23 protein-coding genes and 1 other RNA gene are annotated in these 21,254 nt (G+C 40.4%); 6 read left to right on the top strand and 18 right to left on the bottom strand.

What is annotated here, in order from left to right; translation table 11 throughout:
• Positions 1-126: 126 nt before the first annotated feature.
• Entirely contained in the window at positions 127-387 is a 261-nt protein-coding gene (locus PSF09_RS10215; RefSeq protein WP_196724357.1) for a hypothetical protein, read from the top strand.
• Between the two features lie 53 nt (positions 388-440).
• Here the strand turns inward: PSF09_RS10215 and PSF09_RS10210 are convergent, their stop codons facing one another.
• The 11 genes from PSF09_RS10210 to smpB all read right to left on the bottom strand — a co-directional run bounded on the left by PSF09_RS10210 (position 441) and on the right by smpB (position 9,240).
• Positions 441-893 carry an SEL1-like repeat protein gene (locus PSF09_RS10210; RefSeq protein ID WP_272683851.1) on the bottom strand — a complete coding sequence of 151 codons (453 nt, stop codon included), beginning with the start codon at positions 891-893 and terminating at the stop codon, positions 441-443.
• A 63-nt stretch (positions 894-956) separates the two neighbouring features.
• Positions 957-1,709, bottom strand: coding sequence for a glycine zipper domain-containing protein (locus PSF09_RS10205; protein WP_272683850.1), 753 nt, complete (start codon positions 1,707-1,709; stop codon positions 957-959).
• Positions 1,710-1,714: 5 nt separating this feature from the next.
• Complete coding sequence (locus PSF09_RS10200) at positions 1,715-2,110, bottom strand: hypothetical protein (RefSeq protein WP_272683849.1); 396 nt, start codon at positions 2,108-2,110, stop codon at positions 1,715-1,717.
• Positions 2,111-2,120: 10 nt separating this feature from the next.
• Positions 2,121-2,672 (bottom strand): recombinase family protein, encoded by a 552-nt coding sequence (locus tag PSF09_RS10195; RefSeq protein WP_258867336.1) that lies wholly within the window; start codon positions 2,670-2,672, stop codon positions 2,121-2,123.
• Positions 2,673-2,930: 258 nt separating this feature from the next.
• The gene (radC, locus tag PSF09_RS10190; RefSeq protein ID WP_272683848.1) at positions 2,931-3,362 is read right to left on the bottom strand and encodes a RadC family protein; all 432 of its coding nucleotides are present in this window, start codon (positions 3,360-3,362) and stop codon (positions 2,931-2,933) included.
• A gap of 65 nt (positions 3,363-3,427) precedes the next feature.
• The gene (locus tag PSF09_RS10185; RefSeq protein WP_272683847.1) at positions 3,428-3,724 is read right to left on the bottom strand and encodes a hypothetical protein; all 297 of its coding nucleotides are present in this window, start codon (positions 3,722-3,724) and stop codon (positions 3,428-3,430) included.
• Between the two features lie 140 nt (positions 3,725-3,864).
• Positions 3,865-6,321 carry a phage/plasmid primase, P4 family gene (locus PSF09_RS10180; RefSeq protein WP_272683846.1) on the bottom strand — a complete coding sequence of 819 codons (2,457 nt, stop codon included), beginning with the start codon at positions 6,319-6,321 and terminating at the stop codon, positions 3,865-3,867.
• A 253-nt stretch (positions 6,322-6,574) separates the two neighbouring features.
• Positions 6,575-7,813 (bottom strand): site-specific integrase, encoded by a 1,239-nt coding sequence (locus PSF09_RS10175; protein ID WP_272683845.1) that lies wholly within the window; start codon positions 7,811-7,813, stop codon positions 6,575-6,577.
• Entirely contained in the window at positions 7,814-8,263 is a 450-nt protein-coding gene (locus PSF09_RS10170) for a hypothetical protein (RefSeq protein ID WP_272683844.1), read from the bottom strand. It lies immediately after the preceding gene.
• Between the two features lie 82 nt (positions 8,264-8,345).
• Positions 8,346-8,709: a transfer-messenger RNA gene (gene ssrA / locus PSF09_RS10165) on the bottom strand.
• Positions 8,710-8,757: 48 nt separating this feature from the next.
• Complete coding sequence (gene smpB / locus PSF09_RS10160) at positions 8,758-9,240, bottom strand: SsrA-binding protein SmpB (RefSeq protein ID WP_004265004.1); 483 nt, start codon at positions 9,238-9,240, stop codon at positions 8,758-8,760.
• Positions 9,241-9,393: 153 nt separating this feature from the next.
• Between smpB and PSF09_RS10155 the strand changes: the two genes are divergently transcribed.
• Positions 9,394-9,828 carry a type II toxin-antitoxin system RatA family toxin gene (locus PSF09_RS10155; protein WP_272665933.1) on the top strand — a complete coding sequence of 145 codons (435 nt, stop codon included), beginning with the start codon at positions 9,394-9,396 and terminating at the stop codon, positions 9,826-9,828.
• A complete protein-coding gene (locus PSF09_RS10150; RefSeq protein ID WP_272665932.1) occupies positions 9,812-10,117 on the top strand; it encodes an RnfH family protein in 306 nt (101 codons plus the stop codon). The genes PSF09_RS10155 and PSF09_RS10150 overlap by 17 nt, the downstream gene beginning before the upstream one ends.
• Positions 10,118-10,291: 174 nt before the next feature.
• Here the strand turns inward: PSF09_RS10150 and bamE are convergent, their stop codons facing one another.
• The 3 genes from bamE to nadK all read right to left on the bottom strand — a co-directional run bounded on the left by bamE (position 10,292) and on the right by nadK (position 13,444).
• Positions 10,292-10,684 (bottom strand): outer membrane protein assembly factor BamE, encoded by a 393-nt coding sequence (gene bamE / locus PSF09_RS10145; RefSeq protein ID WP_272665931.1) that lies wholly within the window; start codon positions 10,682-10,684, stop codon positions 10,292-10,294.
• 112 nt (positions 10,685-10,796) lie between these two features.
• Positions 10,797-12,458 carry a DNA repair protein RecN gene (gene recN, locus PSF09_RS10140; RefSeq protein ID WP_272665930.1) on the bottom strand — a complete coding sequence of 554 codons (1,662 nt, stop codon included), beginning with the start codon at positions 12,456-12,458 and terminating at the stop codon, positions 10,797-10,799.
• Between the two features lie 86 nt (positions 12,459-12,544).
• Entirely contained in the window at positions 12,545-13,444 is a 900-nt protein-coding gene (gene nadK, locus PSF09_RS10135) for an NAD(+) kinase (RefSeq protein ID WP_210837108.1), read from the bottom strand.
• Positions 13,445-13,545: 101 nt separating this feature from the next.
• Here nadK and grpE point away from each other — a divergent pair, with 101 nt between their 5' ends.
• On the top strand, positions 13,546-14,139 hold the full coding sequence (gene grpE / locus PSF09_RS10130) for a nucleotide exchange factor GrpE (protein ID WP_272665929.1): 594 nt from the start codon (positions 13,546-13,548) through the stop codon (positions 14,137-14,139).
• A 105-nt stretch (positions 14,140-14,244) separates the two neighbouring features.
• Here the strand turns inward: grpE and ung are convergent, their stop codons facing one another.
• Positions 14,245-14,940 (bottom strand): uracil-DNA glycosylase, encoded by a 696-nt coding sequence (ung, locus tag PSF09_RS10125; protein ID WP_272665928.1) that lies wholly within the window; start codon positions 14,938-14,940, stop codon positions 14,245-14,247.
• Positions 14,941-15,318: 378 nt separating this feature from the next.
• Between ung and grcA the strand changes: the two genes are divergently transcribed.
• Positions 15,319-15,702 (top strand): autonomous glycyl radical cofactor GrcA, encoded by a 384-nt coding sequence (gene grcA / locus PSF09_RS10120; protein WP_004912835.1) that lies wholly within the window; start codon positions 15,319-15,321, stop codon positions 15,700-15,702.
• 158 nt (positions 15,703-15,860) lie between these two features.
• Positions 15,861-17,306 (top strand): ankyrin repeat domain-containing protein, encoded by a 1,446-nt coding sequence (locus tag PSF09_RS10115; protein ID WP_272665927.1) that lies wholly within the window; start codon positions 15,861-15,863, stop codon positions 17,304-17,306.
• Between the two features lie 32 nt (positions 17,307-17,338).
• Here PSF09_RS10115 and srmB read toward each other — a convergent pair whose 3' ends face one another.
• The 3 genes from srmB to hutG form a co-directional block, all read right to left on the bottom strand.
• Entirely contained in the window at positions 17,339-18,676 is a 1,338-nt protein-coding gene (gene srmB / locus PSF09_RS10110; protein WP_210837116.1) for an ATP-dependent RNA helicase SrmB, read from the bottom strand.
• A gap of 182 nt (positions 18,677-18,858) precedes the next feature.
• Positions 18,859-20,064 (bottom strand): sodium/glutamate symporter, encoded by a 1,206-nt coding sequence (gene gltS / locus PSF09_RS10105; RefSeq protein ID WP_272665926.1) that lies wholly within the window; start codon positions 20,062-20,064, stop codon positions 18,859-18,861.
• 272 nt (positions 20,065-20,336) lie between these two features.
• Complete coding sequence (gene hutG, locus PSF09_RS10100; protein WP_272665925.1) at positions 20,337-21,254, bottom strand: formimidoylglutamase; 918 nt, start codon at positions 21,252-21,254, stop codon at positions 20,337-20,339.

The following is a 21,254-nucleotide window of genomic DNA, read 5'->3' as shown; positions in this document are numbered from 1 at the left end:
CATGCTCTAAAATTGAATTATAACCATGTAGAGATGAAATTAAACTAAAAATACTACATATGGTTATTTACATGGTGTGTTTAATACAATATATTGAAAATTGACTTAAACTTAAAGGAGTAAGAAATGACAGTCAATAAGAAGAAAAGCTCGAAACAGTTAGCATCTCAAGCAGCTAAAACTATTCAAAGCAAAAATGCATCCCAAATCCAAAAAACCTTAGCGGCTTCAGTTCTTTCGCAATCAAGTAGCTCGAAACAAACAGGGGCTGAGATGGAAACTATTGCATCTAATGTGTTAAAAAGCACAAAGTATAGTGACGAAACTAAAACTTTTGCTGCATCTGTGTTATCACAGGCAAATAAAGAACGTACTAGTAAAAAATAAACTATTTAGTGTATGCAAGCCCATCAGATTTGGGCTTGCTATTATGTGCGGAGTTATTTGGAATCAGTTTTTTGCTTCCAGTAAAGTTGTCTACTATCGTCAATATCATACGTGCCATCAGCATTTTCTTTCGTTATGACTAGCAACATTGATTCGCCAAGGTAGTGTTGTGATGGCTTATCCCCTAAGTTTGCGGCTTCTTCTAACAATTTGATAGCTTTTTCAGTATTCTGTTCAACAAGGTATCCTCTCTCATGCATTATTCCTAGTATTCTTAATGCGTCCAATTGCTTACGTTGAGCATTTGACTGTAGTTGTGCCAAATCTTTACAACTATAAATGCCGGGATCGAAATCAACGCCTTCATTCTCTAAGTCTTGCTGTGACGGAAAGGTAATGTTGCAGTTCTTTGTGTTAGAAGATTGATTTGAAGCAATGGCACTTTGGCAACTGATGCTAACGGTCACAAACAATAATGTGGTTGATACTATACTTTTAAAGCTCATAAATAATCCCAGTAGTGGTTTTTAGTTTATGTAGCCATAAGTAAGTCTTAAGGCTACATTTATTTATTTTTGAGTATTATCTTTCGGTTTTATAAACCCTTGACCTGCAATATTACCAATTTGTTTACCAAATACTTTACCTGCGGCAGCACCAATTCCACCACCGACGATTGTACCAACACCGGGGAGGAAGAATGAACCGATGATCGCACCTGCCTTGGCTCCTGCAACGAAGCCGCCTACGTTGCCAGCCAATTCACCATACTTCGCTTCCTTGCTGTCAATTTGACCTGATACAACACCAATATCGACGTTAATTTGTACAACTTCATCAAAGTTTTCACAGGGAAGGCTGGAAAGTTGATAATCGGAAAAGTCGGCTAGTAACTTGTTAGGTGGTACACCTTGGTTAATGAGTTCATCACAGACGCCAAGCACTAAATCAAGGCCAAACCCACGGTATAAGCGAGTTATCTTTCTAACCAGTGGGTTTTCATCATATTGTTTAGTGATGGTATCTCGAATGGTTTTACCCAAAGGGTTTGAAAATAGATTGTAGAGATGAGCAGCATGACTTAGCCAATTATCGTTATCCGCTAGCATTGCTGTAACTGCACTGATGCTTTTCGCTCTTTGCTCATCAGTTAGTTTTAAGTGGATATAAAGCTCCGAATTGTTCACTTCGCAAAGTGATTTGCACAGTGTGTAGGGGATATCTACAAGACAAGCGGTATCCTCTTCTTTTTCAATGAATTCGGTAGCCTGCATTATCATGATGGTCAATGCAGTAGCTTCAATGCGTTGAAAGTCGTCCATATCAACTACCCCAGAAATTTATGAAAGAAGCTGGACAATCCATCAACGTGTTCGTCAGTGAGGTTATCCCCAATCATTGAGATGTGTTCAGATGAGCCATCGACAACATCATGCAACGTCATACCTTGAAAATCGGGTATAGACATGGCTTGGAATGAACCTGTTGAACTCAAGTAGTCAACACCACCAAAAACGTTAGGTCTGGCAAAGCCTTCAAGCTGTCCCATATCACTGTGAAACATTTCAGTGTCACCTAAGGTGCTAGTGTGGCCTAGAGACTCTCCAGTTGCTCCTGAGAGGTTATAACCACCGAATACGTTTGGCATTGCTGAACCGACATACTGACCATCTTTCATGAAAGAGATACGGTCTGCAAAATTTGTCATTGTATAAAACGCCATGATAATTTCCTTATAATGAAAGTCTTTTATGATTGTTAACAATGCGATAAATGCTAGTGATACTGATATTCAGCTGTTTTGATATTGCAGGTTTGGTTGCCCCTTGAGCGAGCAAATTCAAAACTTCTGTTGTTTTCGCTCTAGCTGTGGCTTTACGCCCTGTATACCGACCTTTTAATCTGGCAAGTGCAATACCTTCTGCTTGCCTTTCTAACATGATTTCTCTTTCGAATGTCGCAATGGCAGCGATAATGCTTATCATCAATTTGCCTGTTGGGGTTGCGGTATCAATACCGATATTCATGATGAGCAGTCTGACCTGCTTAGATTCAAGGTAATCGGATATTTCGAGGAGGTGCTTTGTATTACGTGCAAGGCGATCAAGTTTCGTGACTTTGACGGTATCGCCCTCTCGAACATAATCGAGTAGAGCCGCTAACTCGGGGCGGTTGTTTTTGGCTCCACTGATGACTTCTTTAAATATTTTGTCACAATCTTGCAGCGAGTTGAGTTGAGTCTCTAAGCTCTGTCCTCGTGTCGATACTCGTGCGTAACCAATCATTGCCACAATGGCCTCCTTACCCCTAGCGATAGGGCATGGTATGATGGATTTCTATACCAAAGCTCAAATAGCCACTTTTGCTATGGTGGGATAACTTATTGAGTTATTTAGCTGGTGGTATGATATCGAAGCATGCTTATTGGTAGGGGTGATAATGAAATTTAAGTTAGGTTTAGTTGTATGCAGTCGATACAACTTTTAGTAGATGAAAGGCAAATGTGATAAGCCCTTTTATTAATGCAGTGAGGAGGATTGCTTTCATAGCAGACCTTTTTCAGCAAATGACATTGTTTCTCCACCAGCCACAATAATGTGATCAAGCAGCGTTATATCGAACAACTGCATGACTGTTTTCAGCTTATCGGTAACTTTAATATCGCTTTTTGATGGAGTTACCGTACCAGAAGGGTGGTTATGGGCACAGATAATGTTGGTGGCGTTGAGTTTTAAGGCTAGTTTTGCTATTTTACGAGGATAGACGTTGGTGTGATTAACGGTGCCATTAAACATCTCAACGTACTGTATGACTTGATTTTGAGCATTCAAGTAGATTACCGAAAATACTTCTTGCTCTTTATCTCCGAGTTGAACAGCAAGAAAGTCATAAGTGGTTTGGGGGGAGGTGAGTTGGTCAGTCAGGTAAAGACGGCTGGATAAGTATTCTCGAACTTCATTAATTTTTGCTTGCATGGCTAGCTCCTGTGGTTAATTCAACTTACTTATACCGGGAGCTAGCACGATTCATGAAAAAGCAGTTATAACCAAGTGACTTCTGGGTAAGCACACTTTAAGGGCGTGTATCTTAACCGCCGATTGCGAAACCGCATGGTGACAGCGCCAAGTGGCTCGATGATTTCTTTTAGGTACTTCGCCTTACTGAGTGCCTCCGCTTCAGATAGGCGGCATTCAGAGTATGACTTGTCGATGCGTTTCAAGATTTTTTCTTGAATTTCTTCTGGAAGCGTCCCTATCGTATGCAAGTCGATATCAAAAGCGGGCTCAAGCCGGTCAGTTCTGTTTGAGGTTTCAAAGATGATGATTGTGTTTCTCATCGTATTTCCTTACTAGGTTTTGGTTATCCAACTCATAAGAGAAGGAATAGCGTGCCGATTTTTCAGCATTTTCATAAACTTTCCATAGAGAAAATTCACAGAAAAAGTTTACTAATATGCCGTTTAATCGGCACTCAGGATTAGACCACGAAGATCGGGTTAATCACTTTGGTACTCAGCGGAGCCAAGTCAGGGTCAAGTAAGGCAATACCTCTAAATCCCGTCTTGTTATTCCGTCTGACTTTCTCAAAGCCACGTTCGACCATTTTCTTCGTGAATATCCGTTGCGTCATTCGCCACTCGTTACCTTCACTGGCAAAACTTAAAAACGCTTGATAAAGTTCGCTGGCGGCGGTGTAAGCATCCGGTTCTTGCAGACAACCTTCAAGAAACTCACCAATGAGGTCGCTTTCTTGGCGGTACTCATCGTTAGCCGCAATAACCGCAGCAGGGAGTGAGCGTTTAAGGCCTTCGGAATGCCACGCCTGTACGCCTTCCAGTGCCCAATTTAAGATCCCTTGCAGCTCTTTTCCTAATTTTACAGGTAATTCAGGGTCAATCTGAGCTGCCGTGAAGTTTGCCGCAAAAGGAATTAAGCACATTCGCCGCCACATGCCGTGAGACATATCGTGAATGGCGGGCTTGTGGTTGCCGATAATCAGTAAGCTGAATTGTGACTGAAACTCAAGCTCGTGCTTGCCGTATACCTGTCTAGCGACTAAGGTATCTCCACCTGTCATAGCTTTAATGAGCGTGTCATCAAGGCGACCATTTTCAGGCAACTCATTGGCAACCACTAATCGCTTTCCCGGTAGCTTGGCTAATGAGGCATTAGGACCTCCGCTGTTTTTATTCATCATTAGCACATCACTGTTAATCTGGGTGGCATAACTGCCCATCAGTGACTGAATAATCTGAATGAATGTGGATTTGCCGTTGCTACCGTGACCGTAGAAGAAAAACAAGAGCTGTTCATCTGTTCGACCTGCTAAGAAGTAACCCACCAACCGTTGTAAGAAGCTAGCGAGTTCAGTATCGCCGACGGTGATATCATTAATGAATCGCATCCATGTTGGGCATTTTGCATTCGGATTGAAATCAACTGGCGTATAACGCGTGATAAGGTCTAGACGGCGGTTCTCACGGTATTCACCTGTTTTTAAATCGATAACACCGTTACCCACCCCGAGTAACATTGGAGCAGCGTCAAGGTCAACCGTACACACTTCCAATTTAGACTTCACTAATTCAATCATCGCCTTTAACTTCGGTAGGTTATGAAGCTGTATGGCTGCTTTTATCAGTTGAGTACCTTTGGTGTTGTCGTCTGCAAGCACGTTATGACCTTCTGCTAGCATGTTAGCGGCAACTTGCTTGGCGTACTCCATGACCTGAACACTAGCCGGCTTCCATTGATTATCAACAAAATGGATGAAGCTGTCAGTTTCACGAATATAGCGTAAATCATGACCAAACAGACGGGCAAGACGGTTAGCATTACCCACGTCATTGAAGCCTTCAGCACCGCAGGAGTTCGGTAGGTTGCTGACGGGCGTTTCTATGAGAGGTATAAATGTTTGCTCAGCTTCGAGTATTTGCCAATCGCCACCTTGACGAATAAATTCATCAATATCACTGCCACGTTCTGGCACAATGTAATGCGTTGCGGATGGGAATTTAGAACGGTATCGGTCACCAGCATCATCATTATCAAAGTAAGTATTGATAGGACGTCTCAGAGAATTGATATAATCAACTTGCGATTGGCTAAGTGAGCCGATGGATGCAAGTACGGGGCCTGTATATCCTGCTTCAATTAGCGTCAAGGCGTCATTTTCGCCTTCCACGAGTGCAATCGTTCCGGGTTTTTCCAGTGTTTGCTGTCCGTACCAATGCGCTTCTGGCAACCAGTATTTTTTCGGTTGCTGAAATTTGAAGACTTTTTTCGGATCTTTAAAGGTAAAGCGAACGATCCTTCCATTATGAATGTGCGGGTAGACGTACACTCCCTCTGGCACGAAATCGACAATGCGACCGTGAAACTCACGAAACATACCGGTAGCTAAGAGGGTTTTATCATCATATTTACCGGATAACGTGGCGTAGCACTGCCCACCTGCAATACCGATATGGTGCTGTTCAAGTAGTAGCTGTGAGTGTCCGCGTTGCTCAACTTGATAATCTAATGCTTCATCAACCAGATTTTTGGCATAGTGAAGGGCTATATCCATACACACGCTTGAAATCACGTTATGATCTCGGTTATCTTCCTCAATAGTAGTTTCTACGGGGTGAATTGATGATGTTTCAGTTGGTATGCTAGATAGATAGCGAGCGGCTTCAACGACATTAGTAAACCCTTTCAGTTTCAATACTAAGTCAAGTACACCGCCGTGTTCTTCGCAAGAATAGCAATGGTATTGGTTGCTATCAGCATGAAAGCGAAAAGCATTTTTATGTCCACAGAATGGACAGGTCTCATCTTTTGGCTCTAGGGTGTCTGAACCACAAGAAGATATGCTTATATTAGTTAGTTTAGTGAAAACATCGTGGATAGGATAATTGTTGTTCAACGAGTTAAAATCATACTGATGCATGATTAATCTCCGCTACTTCCAAGTAGTAGCGTACTTTATATAGAAGCCATATATTTCAACATACAACAGCTTCTTTTTAGAGATTTGTATCTCTTCGTAATTTAGAGCAGCTACAAACTGCTCTTGGACAAATTAACCGATCACTAAACTATCTGTAAAGCTTTATTTTTTTATGAAACGATTGAAATTGAGATTTGCTATGTGGTAACAGCGAAATCATGAGTGTAAAGAATTGTCAGCTTGTGACTTTGTTTCAGTGGAAGATATCGAATGTTTCATAAGGCTTTACCTGAGCAATAATGGCAGAAAAATCAACTTTGTTTACGAGTTCATGCATGGCTTGTTGTTCCTTTGGTAAGGCTTTACCGTAAGAACTGGTTTGATGCCCCATAATCTTATTCAAATATTCATCAGACGGGTGCAGTGCGAGCAGCTTATCTCTAAAGTAATGACGAAAACTATAGAGTGTGACGTGCTCAGGGAGCGATTGACGGTCTCGTAAATTACGGTTGAACCATTCACCGGGCTTGGTGGCAAAAGAGTCCTGAATGAGCGTAATTTCAGGGAACAGACGTGTATCTTCACGGTGTGTGCCTGCTTTATCGTTCACAAATACCAAGAAGCCTAAGTCAATAAGTTGTTGATGGATAGGGATGTAGCGTTTGGCATTCGGTGTTTTCAACCGCTGCTTTTCATATCGGTTATCCACACGAATACACCAAATGTCATTTACCTTTTCAATGTCATTAATGAACAACTGGCAAGCTTCACCGGGACGCATGCCGGTAAATAAACACAATAGCGGTAACCAAAAGTGGTAAGGCTGTTGTATCTTCTTGGTTTTGACGCCTTTATGCATCGTAAACAGGGGATGCTGAAAAACTTGTATGGCTTCCTCGTCAGTGATGACGGCTCTATCGTCTTTATGGTTAACTCGTGGAGCCGGAAGCGGTTCTTGAGGGATAGGGTTGCGAGTTAAATACCCTAAGGACACTATCCAATCAAAAAACTGGGACACTTTTTGCAGGTGCGAATTCGCTGTTTCCACCGATATGGTTTGAGCGTGTGGATGTTTTTTTATGATTTCACTCAGTGACTGTGCCAGCATCTCTTTTGTTTTAATCCTAATAGGAAAGGTCTTTAAGCACTCTCGAAAATGTCTGCCTTGCTCGGGTGTAATCGTATCAACAAGCACATCACCAAAGTAGCTAATTGCTAAGGCGAGGCATTGAGCATACTTATTTTTGGTCTTTTGGCTGTGCCCTTTTTGCTGGCTTTCTTCTTGATATTCGCTAATCAGTTTAGATAGGGGGTAACGTGGCTTATTATCAATAATTGGCTCAACCTCAAAGGTTGCGGGTGCGTTTAACCAGTCAGGTGTTGGGTTGGATAAATACGTATTGAGTCGTTGATAGTGGTGTAAAGAGGCTTGATCAACCATACGTGCCAGTTGCTGATAGTCTTGTTCGGTTAAGTTAGGGATGACATCCAATTATTGCTCTTGGATTTCATCTAATAACGTGGCGGCTATTCTCTGGTTTTTGGCATTATCTCGATACTCTTTTTTAATAATACGCTTGTGATGAAACTCAATAAGCCCCGTTGCGACGTGCTGTAAATCATTGAGTTCATCAATGCCCTTATCAAGGTTGCCATGAAAATCATCCATTTCACGCTGCCACCACGTGCTGACTAATAATTTGAGTTGCTGCTGAAAAAAGGCAATCTGTTCCTTGGTCATTTTCGGGCTTCCTGAATATTGGACTTGCCAGTGATTATATTGACTATTGAGGACTAAGGCTAATGATCGAGCTGCATGCAGTTGCTTAGTTTTGAGGCTTAAACGGATGTCATAGCGAGTGTTTGTGGTCGGGATGGTTTTACGAAACCACCACGTATTAGCACGTTGGTAAAGGTAGTGGGGGAGTTTTAATGTCGTCATGCGGTACATTCCTGCGGCACAATTTCGACATGATAGAAAGAAAAACGACCTGAAACTTGTTAAGAATCAGGTCGTTAGATAGTGGTGGAGCTGGCGGGAGTTGAACCCGCGTCCGAAATTTCTACATCCTCGGTACTACATGCTTAGTCTAGTCTTTAAATTCATTTGCCAGCTGCGGACAGACACGCCACTAACAAACTATCCTGATTAAATTTAACGCTTCAACCCCAGGCAAGGCATCCACGCGATCTCTTTTGGGTTTGACCTCTCTTGATCCCCGTCCTAAGAGCGGAGGCTAGGGAGAGAGGGCTCTAAGCAGGTTATTAAGCTGCTAAAGCGTAGTTTTCGTCGTTTGCGACTATTTTTTTGCGGCTTTTTACGAGGCCAACCGCCCCTCGGCATGCACCTTGGGTTTCGCAAATCCCGTCGAATCCAGAATCAGCCCCAAGTTGTTGAACGCAGTATAACAGAAAAATACTCTATAAAGCTAGAGGTTAGCGGTTAGAATGTTTCATTATACGTGCTTTATCGAGTTGCCATTCACGTTCTTTAATATCAGAACGCTTGTCGTGAGATTTTTTACCTCTGGCAACACCGATTTTAACTTTACACCATGCATTTTTCCAGTAGAGAGAAAGTGCAATAACGGTATAACCTTCACGATTAACTTTACCGTAGAGTGTATCTAATTCGCGTTGATTTAAAAGTAATTTACGGCTACGTGTTGGGTCACATACAACATGTGATGATGCAACCGTCAGTGGTGTGAAGTTTGCACCGAATAAATAAGCTTCACCGTCCCGCAAAAGAACGTAGCTGTCTCCAATGTTGGCTTTGCCTGCACGGAGTGATTTTACTTCCCAACCTTGTAGGGATAGACCCGCCTCGAACTCCTCTTCGATAGAATATTCGTGGCGAGCACGCTTGTTCATAGCAATTGTTGCTGAACCGGGTTTATATGGTTTTTTCTTTGTCATAGTGCAATCATTATACTGTAAGCTGAGTTGAAAGAAATCTTTCTAAGCTGATATTTTTTTGATTGTGCAAATCTTGCCCTATGTGGGTTTTGTTTTTTGTTTAACCAATCAAAGATGGTATTATACGATCAGTTTTTGGGGATAGGAATTGATATGCCACAGATTAGTCGCTCTGCGTTGGTCCCTTTTAGCGCAGAACAAATGTATAAACTCGTTAATGACGTTATTTCATATCCAAGCTTTTTGCCGGGATGTGTAGGTAGCCGAATTATTAGTCATAGCTCTGAAGAAATGACCGCTTCTGTTGAAGTTTCAAAAGCAGGTATTAGCAAAACTTTTGTCACAAAAAATGTGCTAGAGGATAACAGATGCATACACATGCAACTCGTTGAAGGACCATTTAGCAAATTAGCTGGTGGTTGGAAATTTATTCCTTTAAGTGCAGACGCTTGTAAAATCGAGTTTCATCTTGATTTTGAATTTACAAATAAATTGATAGAGCTTGCGTTTGGCAAAATTTTTAAGGAACTAGCAAATAATATGGTTCAAGCTTTCACTTTAAGAGCAAAGGATGTATACAGTGTCTGAGGTGAATATTGAAGTGACATATGCGCTTCCTGAAAAGCAATTTTTGCTATCAGTCAAAGTGAAAGAGGGGACGACAATAGAAGAAGCGATATTAGCTTCTGGTATCCTAGCCCTTAGGGATGATATTGATCTTAAAAAAAATAAGATTGGTATTTATAGTCGCCCCGCTAAATTGACAGATTTAGTGCAAGATGGGGATCGAGTTGAGATTTATCGACCTTTGATTGCAGACCCAAAAGAATTACGACGTAAAAGAGCTGAAAAGTCTAAAGAAGTTAAAAACAAGTAAATTAATTTACTATGGCGAACCGAGCAAAAGCTCGGTTTTTGTCTTTAAATTTATTTGTGCGAAATGCGTTTAAATAAATTTTTAATAAAGGTACTCATAATAACAACCTGCCTGAATAAGTCCTTCAGAAATCAGGTTGTTATTGTCACACTAGGTAGTTCTTAGTGTTTATGGTTAGTCAGCTGTTTTAGTTTCTGATGCTTTTGTTTCAGCAGCTTCCATTGATTCCTGCGCGGCAAGATTTTTCTCATTTTTGATGTCAGTAAGAATACCATTACGATCAAAGACAAGAGTCAAAGTTTCTTGCTGAACTGGGTCATGCCCAAGTTCTTGGCGGAAAACATAATACCAAGTCTGAGTACCAAACGGGTCAGATAACATTGGGGTGCCCAAAGTATAAGCAACCTGTTGCTGTGTCATTCCTTTTTGGATCTTAGCGACATCTTTCGCTGTGAGGTAATTACCTTGGTTAATATCTGGGTGATAGACAAGACGTTCCATCATTGAACAGCCCGTAGACATTAATGCGAGTGATAGCGCGGCAGCAGTTAACAATTTATAACGCATGGATATCTCATTCCTTTTGGAGTCAGAACATCAATGATAATCGACATTGATACAATTTAAAACCTTCCTTATCGACTCTAAGACCACATGAGCGTAAAAAAGTTGTCAAAAATTATGCTGCAAGCAACTCTTTTGCGTTTGCTAGCGTATTTTTTGTTACCTCAGACCCAGCAAGAAGACGCGCAAGCTCTTGTAATCTAGATTTTTTATCCAGTAATTGCATGCGAGTTTCTGTTTCTACACCATTTGTCTCTTTGCTGACATAAAAGTGGTGATGACCGCACCCTGCCACTTGGGGTAAATGTGTAACGCACATAACTTGCGTTGATTCACCTAATTCACGTAGTAACTTTCCTACAATTGCTGCGGTTGGTCCACTAATACCAACATCGACTTCATCAAAAATTAATGCTGGAGTATCCATTTTTTTAGCTGTAATCACTTGGATAGCAAGTGCTATACGTGATAACTCACCGCCCGATGCCACTTTAGCAAGTGCTTGGTGTGGCTGCCCTGGGTTAGTCGTCACATTGAATTCTACTTTACAGGCACCATCAATTTGTAGTTGAGCTGGAGTAAATTTTACATCAATAGTAAACAGACCATGAGGCATTGAAAGTTGGTGCATGCTATTGGTAATTAACGTACTTAATTCTTGGGCATAATGTAAACGTACATGGTGTAAACGTTCTGCACATTCGAGAGCAATACTATGATTTACTTGTACTTGCGCATTTAAGGCTTCAGAGTCTTCATTCTGGTTAGCGATTAGTTCTTGTTCGCTAAGTAATTGCTGAAATAATTCGGGTAAAGCTTCTGGAGTGACATGATGCTTACGCGCTAAGTTAATTTGTTTAGAAATGCGTTTTTCAAGTTCAAACAAGCGATTAGGGTCAAGCTCATATTGGTCACAATAATGCTTTATTTCATCGCTGACTTCGCTGACTTGTATCGATGCTTCTTCAAGCATATCAAGTAGCTCTGAAAATTTAGGGTTGAGAGCGACTAGATCAGTCAATTCATTTTTTGCCATATTTAATAAGCTAATAACATTCGCATCATCATTTTCAGATAGTATTTGCGTTGTTGCTTGGCCAATAGCTAAAAATTGCCCATGATTAGCGAGTTGTTTATATTCTTGGTCTATCTCTTCAAATTCCCCTTGAACAGGAAGGAATTCGTTCAGTTCTTTGAGATGATATTCTAGCAACTGTTGTCGAGATTCACGCTCTTGCATTTGTTTTTGAAATACGGCTAATTGTTGGCAGGAATCGTGCCATATTTGCCATGCTTTTTTCATTTGAGCAATTAGCTCTTGCTGGTTTGAATAGGCATCAAGCAGGGATTTTTGATGAGCGCTATCTAGCAAGAGCTGGTGTGCGTGCTGGCCATGGATTTGGATCAGTAATGTTCCTAGTTCTCTAAGTTGCGATAAAGGAACTGAAACGCCATTAATGAAACCACGTGAACGGCCATCAGCAGAGATAGTACGGCGTAATAGGCATTCATTTTGGTTATCAAGTTGGTGCTCAGTAAGCCAATTGGCAGCCAGTTGAGCATCCTTTAAGGAAAAGCGAGCACAAAGGTCAGCACGTTGTGCGCCGGGGCGTACCATATTGGCTTCACCCCGATTGCCTAAACACAGGCCAAGAGCATCAATAGCAATGGACTTACCCGCACCTGTCTCACCGGTTATGGTTGTCATACCATTACGGAAATCAATTTCTAATTCACGTACGATTGCAAAATTATTGATTGTTAGTTGGGTAAGCATCGGCGCTCTCCTGTAAAAATAAACACCTGTATTTTAATACAGTGTATGACTGTTTTTTTATACAGTAAAGAGGCAGATTGAAAAAATTAAAAAGTTTTTTTAGCCCATCCTAGTTTTGAACTTAACGTATTGAAATAATTATAATCTTGCGGGTGAACTAAATTAAGATTTTTATTACTACGTTTAACAATGACTTCTTCACCGTCCTGAATAGGGAGCATGATTTGGCTATCACAGCTGACTTCATAATCAATATTTGTTCGTAAAAATTTCAGCCGAATACTGCTGTCGCTGCTAATTACCAGAGGTCTAGAGGATAAGGTATGTGGAAACATTGGAACCAATACAATAGCATCCAAATTCGGGGTTAAAATAGGGCCACCAGCGGAAAGTGAATAAGCTGTAGAACCTGTTGGTGTAGCAATAATTAAACCATCAGAACGTTGAGAAAAGGCAAATTTTTCATCAATATAGACCTCGAACTCAATCATATGAGCAACTTTGCCTGGGTGTAGAACAATTTCATTAATTGCGGTGCTTTTACGTGCTTTTTGGTTAGCTTTAATGACTTGTGCTTCTAGCAAAAAACGTCTTTCTTCACGGTATTCACCTTCAAGAACACGTGAAAGTTGTTGTAGTGCGTTATCAGGGTCTAAATCGGTAAGAAAACCGAGATTACCACGATTTACACCGATAACTTTATTATTATACCGAGATAATATACGAGCAGCGCCGAGCATATTGCCATCTCCTCCAACAACCACAACTAAATCAGCCTGTTGGCCTATTTCAGTTAATGTCCCAGTGTTGGCATTGACTAATTTTAAATCTTTAGCAACTTGTTTATCGATAATGGCGTGATAGTTTTTTGAAATTAACCAATGGTATATTAATTCATGAGTTGCCAATGCTTCAGGGTGCCTAGGGTGCCCGACAATGCCTATCGTTTTAAAATGTGGTAGTGGTGTATTATTGTCCTTTCGCATACTTTTTTGGCCTCTGATTGTATGACTTCCCTTGAATCCCTGTATTAGATCCCCATAATACTCTCATATATGGGATTAATGCTAAATACGCGGAGATATTCATGAGTAGTAAAGACCAAAACATGCATGATGAGCAAGCTTTTGAACAAAATGAATCACAAAAAGTGCAAGCTGAGCAAGAAGCCAGCGTTCAACAAGCTGATGAATTACAAGCAGACGAACAAGCGTTAGCCGCGCGTATTGCTGAGCTTGAGCAACAGTTAGAAGCCTCACAAAAAACTGAACGTGAAGCGATGTTACGTGCACACGCAGAAATTGAAAATATTCGCCGCAGAACTGAGCAAGATATCGAAAAAGCACATAAGTTCGCACTGGAAAAATTCTCAAATGAATTACTACCAGTGATTGATAACTTAGAACGTGCGATAGATGCAGCAGATCACGAAAGTGAAGAGTCTAAAGCGATGTTAGAAGGGCTAAATTTAACGCTAAAAACTTTTTTAGATGCAGTGGCTAAGTTTGGTATTGAGCCTGTCGGTGATGTTAATGTGCCATTTAATCCTGACGTTCATCAAGCGATAACGATGATTGAGTCACCTGACCACCAAGCTGGCCATGTCATTAACGTAATGCAAAAAGGTTATACTTTGAATAGTCGTTTATTAAGACCCGCTATGGTGATTGTCTCTAAATAAAAAGTATTGTTATTTAAATGGAGGCAAATGCCCCCAAGAGAATATTACCAAAGGGAAATCTATCAATTGATTTCCCTTGTGTTATGGTTTAGCGCCAAAAATCATCTATGGTTGTAGATTTGGCTCATCGATTACAGGGTTCCAATCAATAGGTGTTTTACCTAGTTGTTCTAAAATAGTGTTAGTTTGTGAGAAATGACCACAACCTAAAAACCCTCGATGGGCAGAAAGCGGGGAAGGGTGAGGAGCCTTGAGTACATGATGGCGCTTTGTATCAATTATTTTACCTTTTTTCTGTGCATGGGAACCCCACAGCAGAAAAATAACGCCTTGTGTATTTTCATTGATTGCTTCAATAACTTTGTCCGTGAAGGTTTCCCAACCTAAATGAGCATGGGAGTGAGCATTGCCTTGTTCTACGGTGAGGACGGTGTTAAGGAGCAAAACACCCTGTTGAGCCCAACTGAGCAAATACCCATGATTAGGTCTTTGGAAGCCAGCAATATCCTTTTCTAATTCTTTATACATATTCACTAATGATGGTGGCGGCTTAATTCCAGGAAGAACGGAAAAAGAGAGGCCGTGGGCTTGTCCTGGCCCATGGTAAGGGTCTTGTCCTAGGATAACGACTTTAATATCGGCAAGTTCGGTATACCTAAATGCATTAAAAACGTCGTCTTGAGCAGGGTAGATAATTTTACCATTTTTGCGCTGTTCTGCTACATAAGCGAGTGTCTCTTTGAAATAGGGTTTTGATTTTTCAGGGCCAATAACATCGTGCCACGTAATGGAGTTTGACATGAAATATTCCATAACAATGAATTTAGGAAGGAACAATTATATGAACCAGTTGATAGCTATAAGCTTACTGGTTCATGAGAGAGAGATAAAGCCCTGATATTGACTATTAATTTTAAAAAAAATTGAAAATTTATATAAATAGTTAAAAAAATGAATTATGAATTTTGATTTAAATCATAAAGTTGAGTTGGTTAAATTGGTTGCTAAGTGGAATAATTGATAAATATCAAAGAAAATGGGGGATCTAGCTGGTATAAAATACCTATATAGATTGGTTAGACCAAATATCCAATTACAAGTTTTCATAGATTGATGGTTAATGCAGCTTCGATTTATTAAGCAAATCGAATGCAATCTAGCTCGAACGTGGAGGTCGACATGATTACAGGTATTCAAATTACTAAAACTGATAACGCAGCGTTGTTGAATTCTTTTTGGTTACTCGATGACGAAAAAAATGAAGCTCGTTGTGTTTGTGCGAAAGCCGATTATAACGAAGGGCAAATCGTTGCTAAAGACGAATTAGGTGCTTTTGAGTACCGTGAAGTACCTTTAGAAATGAAGCCAACTGTGCGTGTTGAAGGTGGTCAGCACTTAAATGTTAACGTATTGAGCCGTGAAACATTAGAAGATGCTGTTAAGAATCCAGAAAAATATCCACAATTAACAATCCGTGTTTCTGGTTATGCTGTACGTTTTAATTCATTAACACCTGAACAACAACGTGATGTTATTACTCGTACTTTCACTGAAAGCTTATAATAAATATTAAATGTAATTACATCTAATAATACATAATAAATTCTAAAGCCATTGTTATCAATGGCTTTTTATTTGCGCCTAATAAAGTTGATTATTTCCCCTCTTGGTTATTTGTATTTCAATATTCTTCCAACAAATACACTTGTTAGGGAGAATTCATGTCATTATCAACACTACAAACAATATCAAAAAAGAATGAATATATTTTTGTTAGAGAGAATTTAAATATTTATTTACAGGCTCAATATCAAGAAATTAAACCTTGCATACCAGATATTTGGCCTAAATCTGTATTAAGAGAAGATTTTTTAGGGAGAGGGTCACAACAAAAAGATTATATTTTAGCGCTACTTGCTCAAGGTGCTTATCATAAAGATTGGTGGAATATACAGGGAATTGAAAGGTTAAGTAATAAAGAGATTAATGAGCTCGGAATTAATGCGGAATTATTAAATGATGAGCAGACGGGGCTTCAAGCTAATATTTGTAGATTTAATGATTTATATATTCTTTGTTTTGCGGGTACTAATGATATTATCGATTTTTATAGTAATATCCGTCAAGGACTTGGCTTTTATGACTCTCAGTATTTTCAAGCTGTTGGTTTAATGAATATTTTATTCAATGCAGTAAATGGAAATACGATTTGTACGGGGCATTCATTAGGTGGGGGATTGGCTTCAATTGCGGCGTTAGCGAGTCAATCACCTTGTATTGCATTCAGTCCTGCAGGGTTGGCAGAAAACACGATTAATAATATTGGGATTGACTATCACATTGCTAAAAAAATTGCACAAGAAGGGTTGATACGTTATTACACGGTGCAATATGACTGGCTCGATAGATTACAAAACTCTTTACCGATCCCTTCTGCGTTGGGAAATTGTATTAAAATGGCTTATAGCGAACATAGTTCTTGGAAAGATTGGTTACCGACCCGCTTACTTACACGAAGTTTTATCGCTCATTCAATGCTTAAAATTATTAGGGTTATGTGCAAACATAAACCATGGAATAATTGGAATGCAATCACGGGTGAATATAATAAGGTACAAGAAATACCATTAGAAATTTTCCCAACTAAAGAAGAAAAACAAGAAATGAGTTGGCAAGAATGTTGTGAAAGTGCAATCAAAAAAGGCAATATAGCTGAATTTTCAACGCTGTTATCATTAGAACATAAGTCTTGTGACATTAATATATTGGCCCAGCAATCAGTCAGAACAGTCAATGGGCAATTTATTAAAGTTTTAATGGAATCTCGATATGGGCAAACAGTTAAGATGCTTCAATCAAAAGGGCAAAGAAGTATTTTACATTTAGCTGCACAGAATGGTCGTCTTATACAATCGCAGCTTTTATTAAAAAATGGATTAACAATAAATATTAAGGATAGTTTAGGAAATACGCCTTTACATGATGCTTTAAATAGCCATGCACTCGATGTTGCTACATTATTATTGGAAAATGGAGCAAATTGGCGTATTAAGAATAATAAAGGTCTAGATTGTAAGGATATACTTGGTAACCATATTATTAAGCCTGATTTGCTGACACATGAAGGAAAACAAATGCGAGAGAAAGTTTTGCAAATGATGGGCTAAATAAAAAACGGGCCTAAACCCGTTTTTAGTCATTAGCTTTTATCGTTATCGGTTGATATAGAAGGGCTAACAGGAGTACGACGTTTCCCAATATTTTTCTTGTCGCGATGGCGTACTTTTTCTTTTTTCTTAGTTTGTTCTTCTTTTTTCTTTTCTTTACGCTTAGCAAGTACTTTCTTCGATGGTTTTGGCTTATTTAACATCGCTTCTGAAGGGGCTTTAGTTGTTGGACGTAAAGAATCAACAACGCGGATCTTGATAGGTTCTTCAATATAACGAGTAATTTTACCAAATAATGGGAAGTCATGCGCTTCGACTAAAGAAATTGCCGTGCCTTTACGGCCAGCTCGGCCAGTACGGCCAATACGGTGTAAGTAGACATCTGCAGTTCTCGGCAAGTCAAAGTTAAAAACATGGCTAACGTTTTCGATATCTAAGCCACGAGAAGCCACATCTGTTGCAACGAGTACTTTAACTTGGCCATCAACTAGGCGGCGTACAGCTTCATTACGCTTGGCTTGTGGCATTTCACCTTCAAGATAACAAGGTTCGATACCCGCTTCACGTAACCATTGAACTAATTCACGTAAACGCTCACGTTTACGTACGAAGACGATGGCTTTGGTGACTTCATCTTGTTTTAACAAATGGCACAGTAAGGCTGTTTTATGCTCTAGTGTGTCAGCACGGTAATGAAATTGCTGAATTTTTTTACGTTCACGACGTGAAGGGTCGGCATCAATTTCAATTGGGTCTTCTAATAAACGCTCAGCAAAGTCACGAATAGCTTCGCCTTCAAGAGTGGCAGAAAACAGCATGGTTTGCTTGCGCCAGCGTGTTTCGCCCGCAATTGTTTCTATGTCATTGGCAAAACCCATGTCGAGCATACGGTCAGCTTCATCAAGGATCAAAATCTCAACGGCGCGGCAGTCAAAGTTTTCTTCCTTAATATACTGGAGTAGTCGGCCTGTTGTTGCGACGACAATATCTTGATTTTCGCTGAAAACTTCAGCGTGGTTCATATAAGCAACACCACCAGTGATGGTGGCTATATCTAGGTGATTATGGGCGCATAATTCTTTTGCTTGGTCAGCAACCTGCATGGCTAGTTCACGAGTTGGCGTGACAACTAGAACGCGAGGGGGCCCTGATTTCTTTCTCGGGAAATCAAGTAAATGTTGGATCGCAGGCAGTAAAAACGCGGCGGTTTTACCTGTTCCTGTCGGGGCTGAACCTAATACATCGCGGCCATCCATTGCAGCAGGAATTGCTGCCGCTTGAATCGCGGTCGGACGTTGATAGCCTTTGTCTGAAAGCGCATCAATTAGGCTTTCATCAAGTTCAAGTTCAGTAAAAGTGGATGCAGTCATGATATACCTCTATTTGGGGCGCTGATTATAAACAGGTTAGCAAAATTGTTCACCTGAAAAAATCAGCTTTGCTCAAGTGTAACTGTTTTCACTACGGACAGGGAGCGATATATCTATGGATATGAGTGAAATATAGAGAAGGTAAATAGTTGAAGGAGGAGGGTACTCCTCCTTCAGTATGCTTAGCTAAGCATATTAATTAACCATGTATGATAAGGAATACCCACTAAGTCAATGAGTACTGCACCACTGAGTGGCACAATCATGAAAGCTTTCATCGAAATTTGTTTGTAACGTTCACAAACCGAGGACATATTTGCCATTGCGTTTGGTGTCGCGCCTAAACCGTGCCCCATTAAGCCAGCACACATTACCGCGGCATCGTAGTTTTTGCCCAATAAGCGGAAAATGACAAAGACAACTAATAAAATTAAAATAATAACTTGTGCCAATAGGATGGTGAATAATGGCAATGCAACGGCTTTTAGTTCCCATATTTTCAATGACATCATAGCCATAGTCAAAAATAGGCCAAGTGAAACTTCAGAAATAAGGTCAACCGATTTTTGGTTAATACGGAATAATTCGACTTGGTCATTAATATTACGGATAACTATCGCAATAATCATCGCTCCAACATAGCTGGGTAATGAAAACCCAGTGGCTTTGGTAAATTGCGCTGAAGCGAATTGACCGATAACCATAATCCCTAGAACGAGAGCTAGCATTTTTAAAAAAGCGTGCGCATCGATAGATTCAATTTTCCCCGCGATAGTTTCAGGAACCTGAACTCGCTCAACGTTTTCATCAGCTTTAATCTGAACGTTAAATTTCTTAATTAAGAATGTTGCAATTGGGCCACCGAGTAAGCTGCCTGTAATTAGACCAAAAGTTGCCGCAGCAATGGCTGCAACTGTTGCGGATTGCACGCCAAGGCCTTCAGCCATGCCACCGAAGGCAGCCGCACCGCCATGGCCCCCAGTAAGAGACACGCCACCGGCCATGATACCGATAACGGGATCAATACCGAGTAAATGTGCGAGGCCTGCACCAAAGGTGTCTTGGAAGATAACTACAAACCAGCAAATAAACAGGTAGATAAAGAGTAACCGGCCACCGCTTTTTAAGATGCGGAAACTGCCATCAATACCAATGGTAGTAAAGAAAGCAACCATTAAAAAGGTTTGTAAACTGGTATCAAAATTGATTTCAGCAAGGTTAAATGATTTGAGCCCCCAGATAATCAAACTAACCAGAAAACCGCCAATGACGGGAGAAGGGATACAAAAGCGCTGTAGCCATTCGATGCGTTTTTTTAAGTGGATCCCCATGAGTAGGCAGATCACCGTTAGGAAGAGGGTTGAGAGTGTGTCGAGGTGTAGAATCATATTTTTCCCTTTTTAACTGTTGTCTTTCACGCTACAGCGTTGTTGGCCGAGCTCTGTTACCCTAGTCACATACTTTTGTATGCTCCTAGGGATAACGTCACTTGCCGCCTAGCTGTAACGCGAAATTCAATAGTTAAAAACCATTAAGATATTGCGCTACGGCTAGTTTGATAATCAACTTCAAAGCTATTTTTATTGTGGTGTTTGAAAATTAATTATCTTAACAGCGTGAGAAACAGTGTATTTATCAGTCGAATTGTTGTGTTGTTTTATTAGAATAAATATTGGTAAATCAAATAAGCCGCGAGTTTGGCGGTATGGTTGTCAATATCAAATTCAGGGTTGCATTCTGCAATATCAAAAACAGCAATTTTTTGGCTACTTTTGATAATGGCAAACAGGTCATCAAAAACTTCAGTGGATATGCCTTTCGGTGCTGGTGCACTAACGCCCGGTGCAATGGCAGCGGAAAATACATCTAAATCTACGGTGACATATAAGTAGTCTACGTTGCCAATAAACTTTTTAATTTTTTCAATTGCTTGTGGAAGTTTAGAATAAGCGAGTTCTTTATCACGGATATATTGGCAACCTAATGAATCAGCCGTATCGAACAATATTTTAGTATTGCCGTGGTCTGCGATGCCTAAACATAAATATTGAAAAGGGCGTTGGTGCTGCTGACATAACATGGCAGATTGTAAAAATGGAGTGCCAGAAGTTGCTATAGAGGCTTCGCGTAAGTCAAAATGTGCATCAAAGTTAATAATACCGATCGTTTTACCTGCTTGATATTGTTCAACGTAGTCAAACAGGCCTTGGAAGCTTGCAAATGCCACTTCATGGCCACCGCCAAGTACAATCGGCTTTTGGTTCTCAGCGAGCAGTGCGATAAGCTGGTCAGATAAACGACGTTGTGCCGCTTCTAGATTGCCATCATCACAGCTAATTGTACCGGCATCTTTGATTGCAAGCGGTTGATGAATAGGTAACCCTGCCAGTTGATGGCGAATCGCATCTGGGCCTGCTTTAGCGCCTTGTCGACCTTTATTGCGCCGGACGCCCTCATCAGAAGCAAAACCAATTAATGCAAATTTGGCAGGTGCGTGTTTATTAATGACTTGATGGATGCGCAAATGCTCTTGTGTTTCACCATCTGTGCGCCCTTGCCATTGGAAAGGTTGTGTCAT

Source organism: Providencia sp. PROV141 (assembly GCF_028481645.1).
Taxonomy (GTDB): Bacteria; Pseudomonadota; Gammaproteobacteria; order Enterobacterales; family Enterobacteriaceae; genus Providencia; species Providencia rettgeri.
The sequence above is the reverse complement of the archived record's forward strand: the minus strand, read 5'-3'. Positions and strand labels throughout refer to the sequence as shown.

Bases quoted from the DNA above. Each gene is read 5' to 3' on its own strand.
- PSF09_RS10215 (WP_196724357.1), top strand. From the start codon at position 127: ATGACAGTCAATAAGAAGAAAAGCTCGAAACAGTTAGCATCTCAAGCA.
- PSF09_RS10210 (WP_272683851.1), bottom strand. From the start codon at position 893: ATGAGCTTTAAAAGTATAGTATCAACCACATTATTGTTTGTGACCGTT.
- PSF09_RS10205 (WP_272683850.1), bottom strand. From the start codon at position 1,709: ATGGACGACTTTCAACGCATTGAAGCTACTGCATTGACCATCATGATA.
- PSF09_RS10200 (WP_272683849.1), bottom strand. From the start codon at position 2,110: ATGGCGTTTTATACAATGACAAATTTTGCAGACCGTATCTCTTTCATG.
- PSF09_RS10195 (WP_258867336.1), bottom strand. From the start codon at position 2,672: ATGATTGGTTACGCACGAGTATCGACACGAGGACAGAGCTTAGAGACT.
- radC (WP_272683848.1), bottom strand. From the start codon at position 3,362: ATGCAAGCAAAAATTAATGAAGTTCGAGAATACTTATCCAGCCGTCTT.
- PSF09_RS10185 (WP_272683847.1), bottom strand. From the start codon at position 3,724: ATGAGAAACACAATCATCATCTTTGAAACCTCAAACAGAACTGACCGG.
- PSF09_RS10180 (WP_272683846.1), bottom strand. From the start codon at position 6,321: ATGCATCAGTATGATTTTAACTCGTTGAACAACAATTATCCTATCCAC.
- PSF09_RS10170 (WP_272683844.1), bottom strand. From the start codon at position 8,263: ATGACGACATTAAAACTCCCCCACTACCTTTACCAACGTGCTAATACG.
- smpB (WP_004265004.1), bottom strand. From the start codon at position 9,240: ATGACAAAGAAAAAACCATATAAACCCGGTTCAGCAACAATTGCTATG.
- PSF09_RS10155 (WP_272665933.1), top strand. From the start codon at position 9,394: ATGCCACAGATTAGTCGCTCTGCGTTGGTCCCTTTTAGCGCAGAACAA.
- PSF09_RS10150 (WP_272665932.1), top strand. From the start codon at position 9,812: ATGTATACAGTGTCTGAGGTGAATATTGAAGTGACATATGCGCTTCCT.
- bamE (WP_272665931.1), bottom strand. From the start codon at position 10,684: ATGCGTTATAAATTGTTAACTGCTGCCGCGCTATCACTCGCATTAATG.
- recN (WP_272665930.1), bottom strand. From the start codon at position 12,458: ATGCTTACCCAACTAACAATCAATAATTTTGCAATCGTACGTGAATTA.
- nadK (WP_210837108.1), bottom strand. From the start codon at position 13,444: ATGCGAAAGGACAATAATACACCACTACCACATTTTAAAACGATAGGC.
- grpE (WP_272665929.1), top strand. From the start codon at position 13,546: ATGAGTAGTAAAGACCAAAACATGCATGATGAGCAAGCTTTTGAACAA.
- ung (WP_272665928.1), bottom strand. From the start codon at position 14,940: ATGTCAAACTCCATTACGTGGCACGATGTTATTGGCCCTGAAAAATCA.
- grcA (WP_004912835.1), top strand. From the start codon at position 15,319: ATGATTACAGGTATTCAAATTACTAAAACTGATAACGCAGCGTTGTTG.
- PSF09_RS10115 (WP_272665927.1), top strand. From the start codon at position 15,861: ATGTCATTATCAACACTACAAACAATATCAAAAAAGAATGAATATATT.
- srmB (WP_210837116.1), bottom strand. From the start codon at position 18,676: ATGACTGCATCCACTTTTACTGAACTTGAACTTGATGAAAGCCTAATT.
- gltS (WP_272665926.1), bottom strand. From the start codon at position 20,064: ATGATTCTACACCTCGACACACTCTCAACCCTCTTCCTAACGGTGATC.
- hutG (WP_272665925.1), bottom strand. From the start codon at position 21,254: ATGACACAACCTTTCCAATGGCAAGGGCGCACAGATGGTGAAACACAA.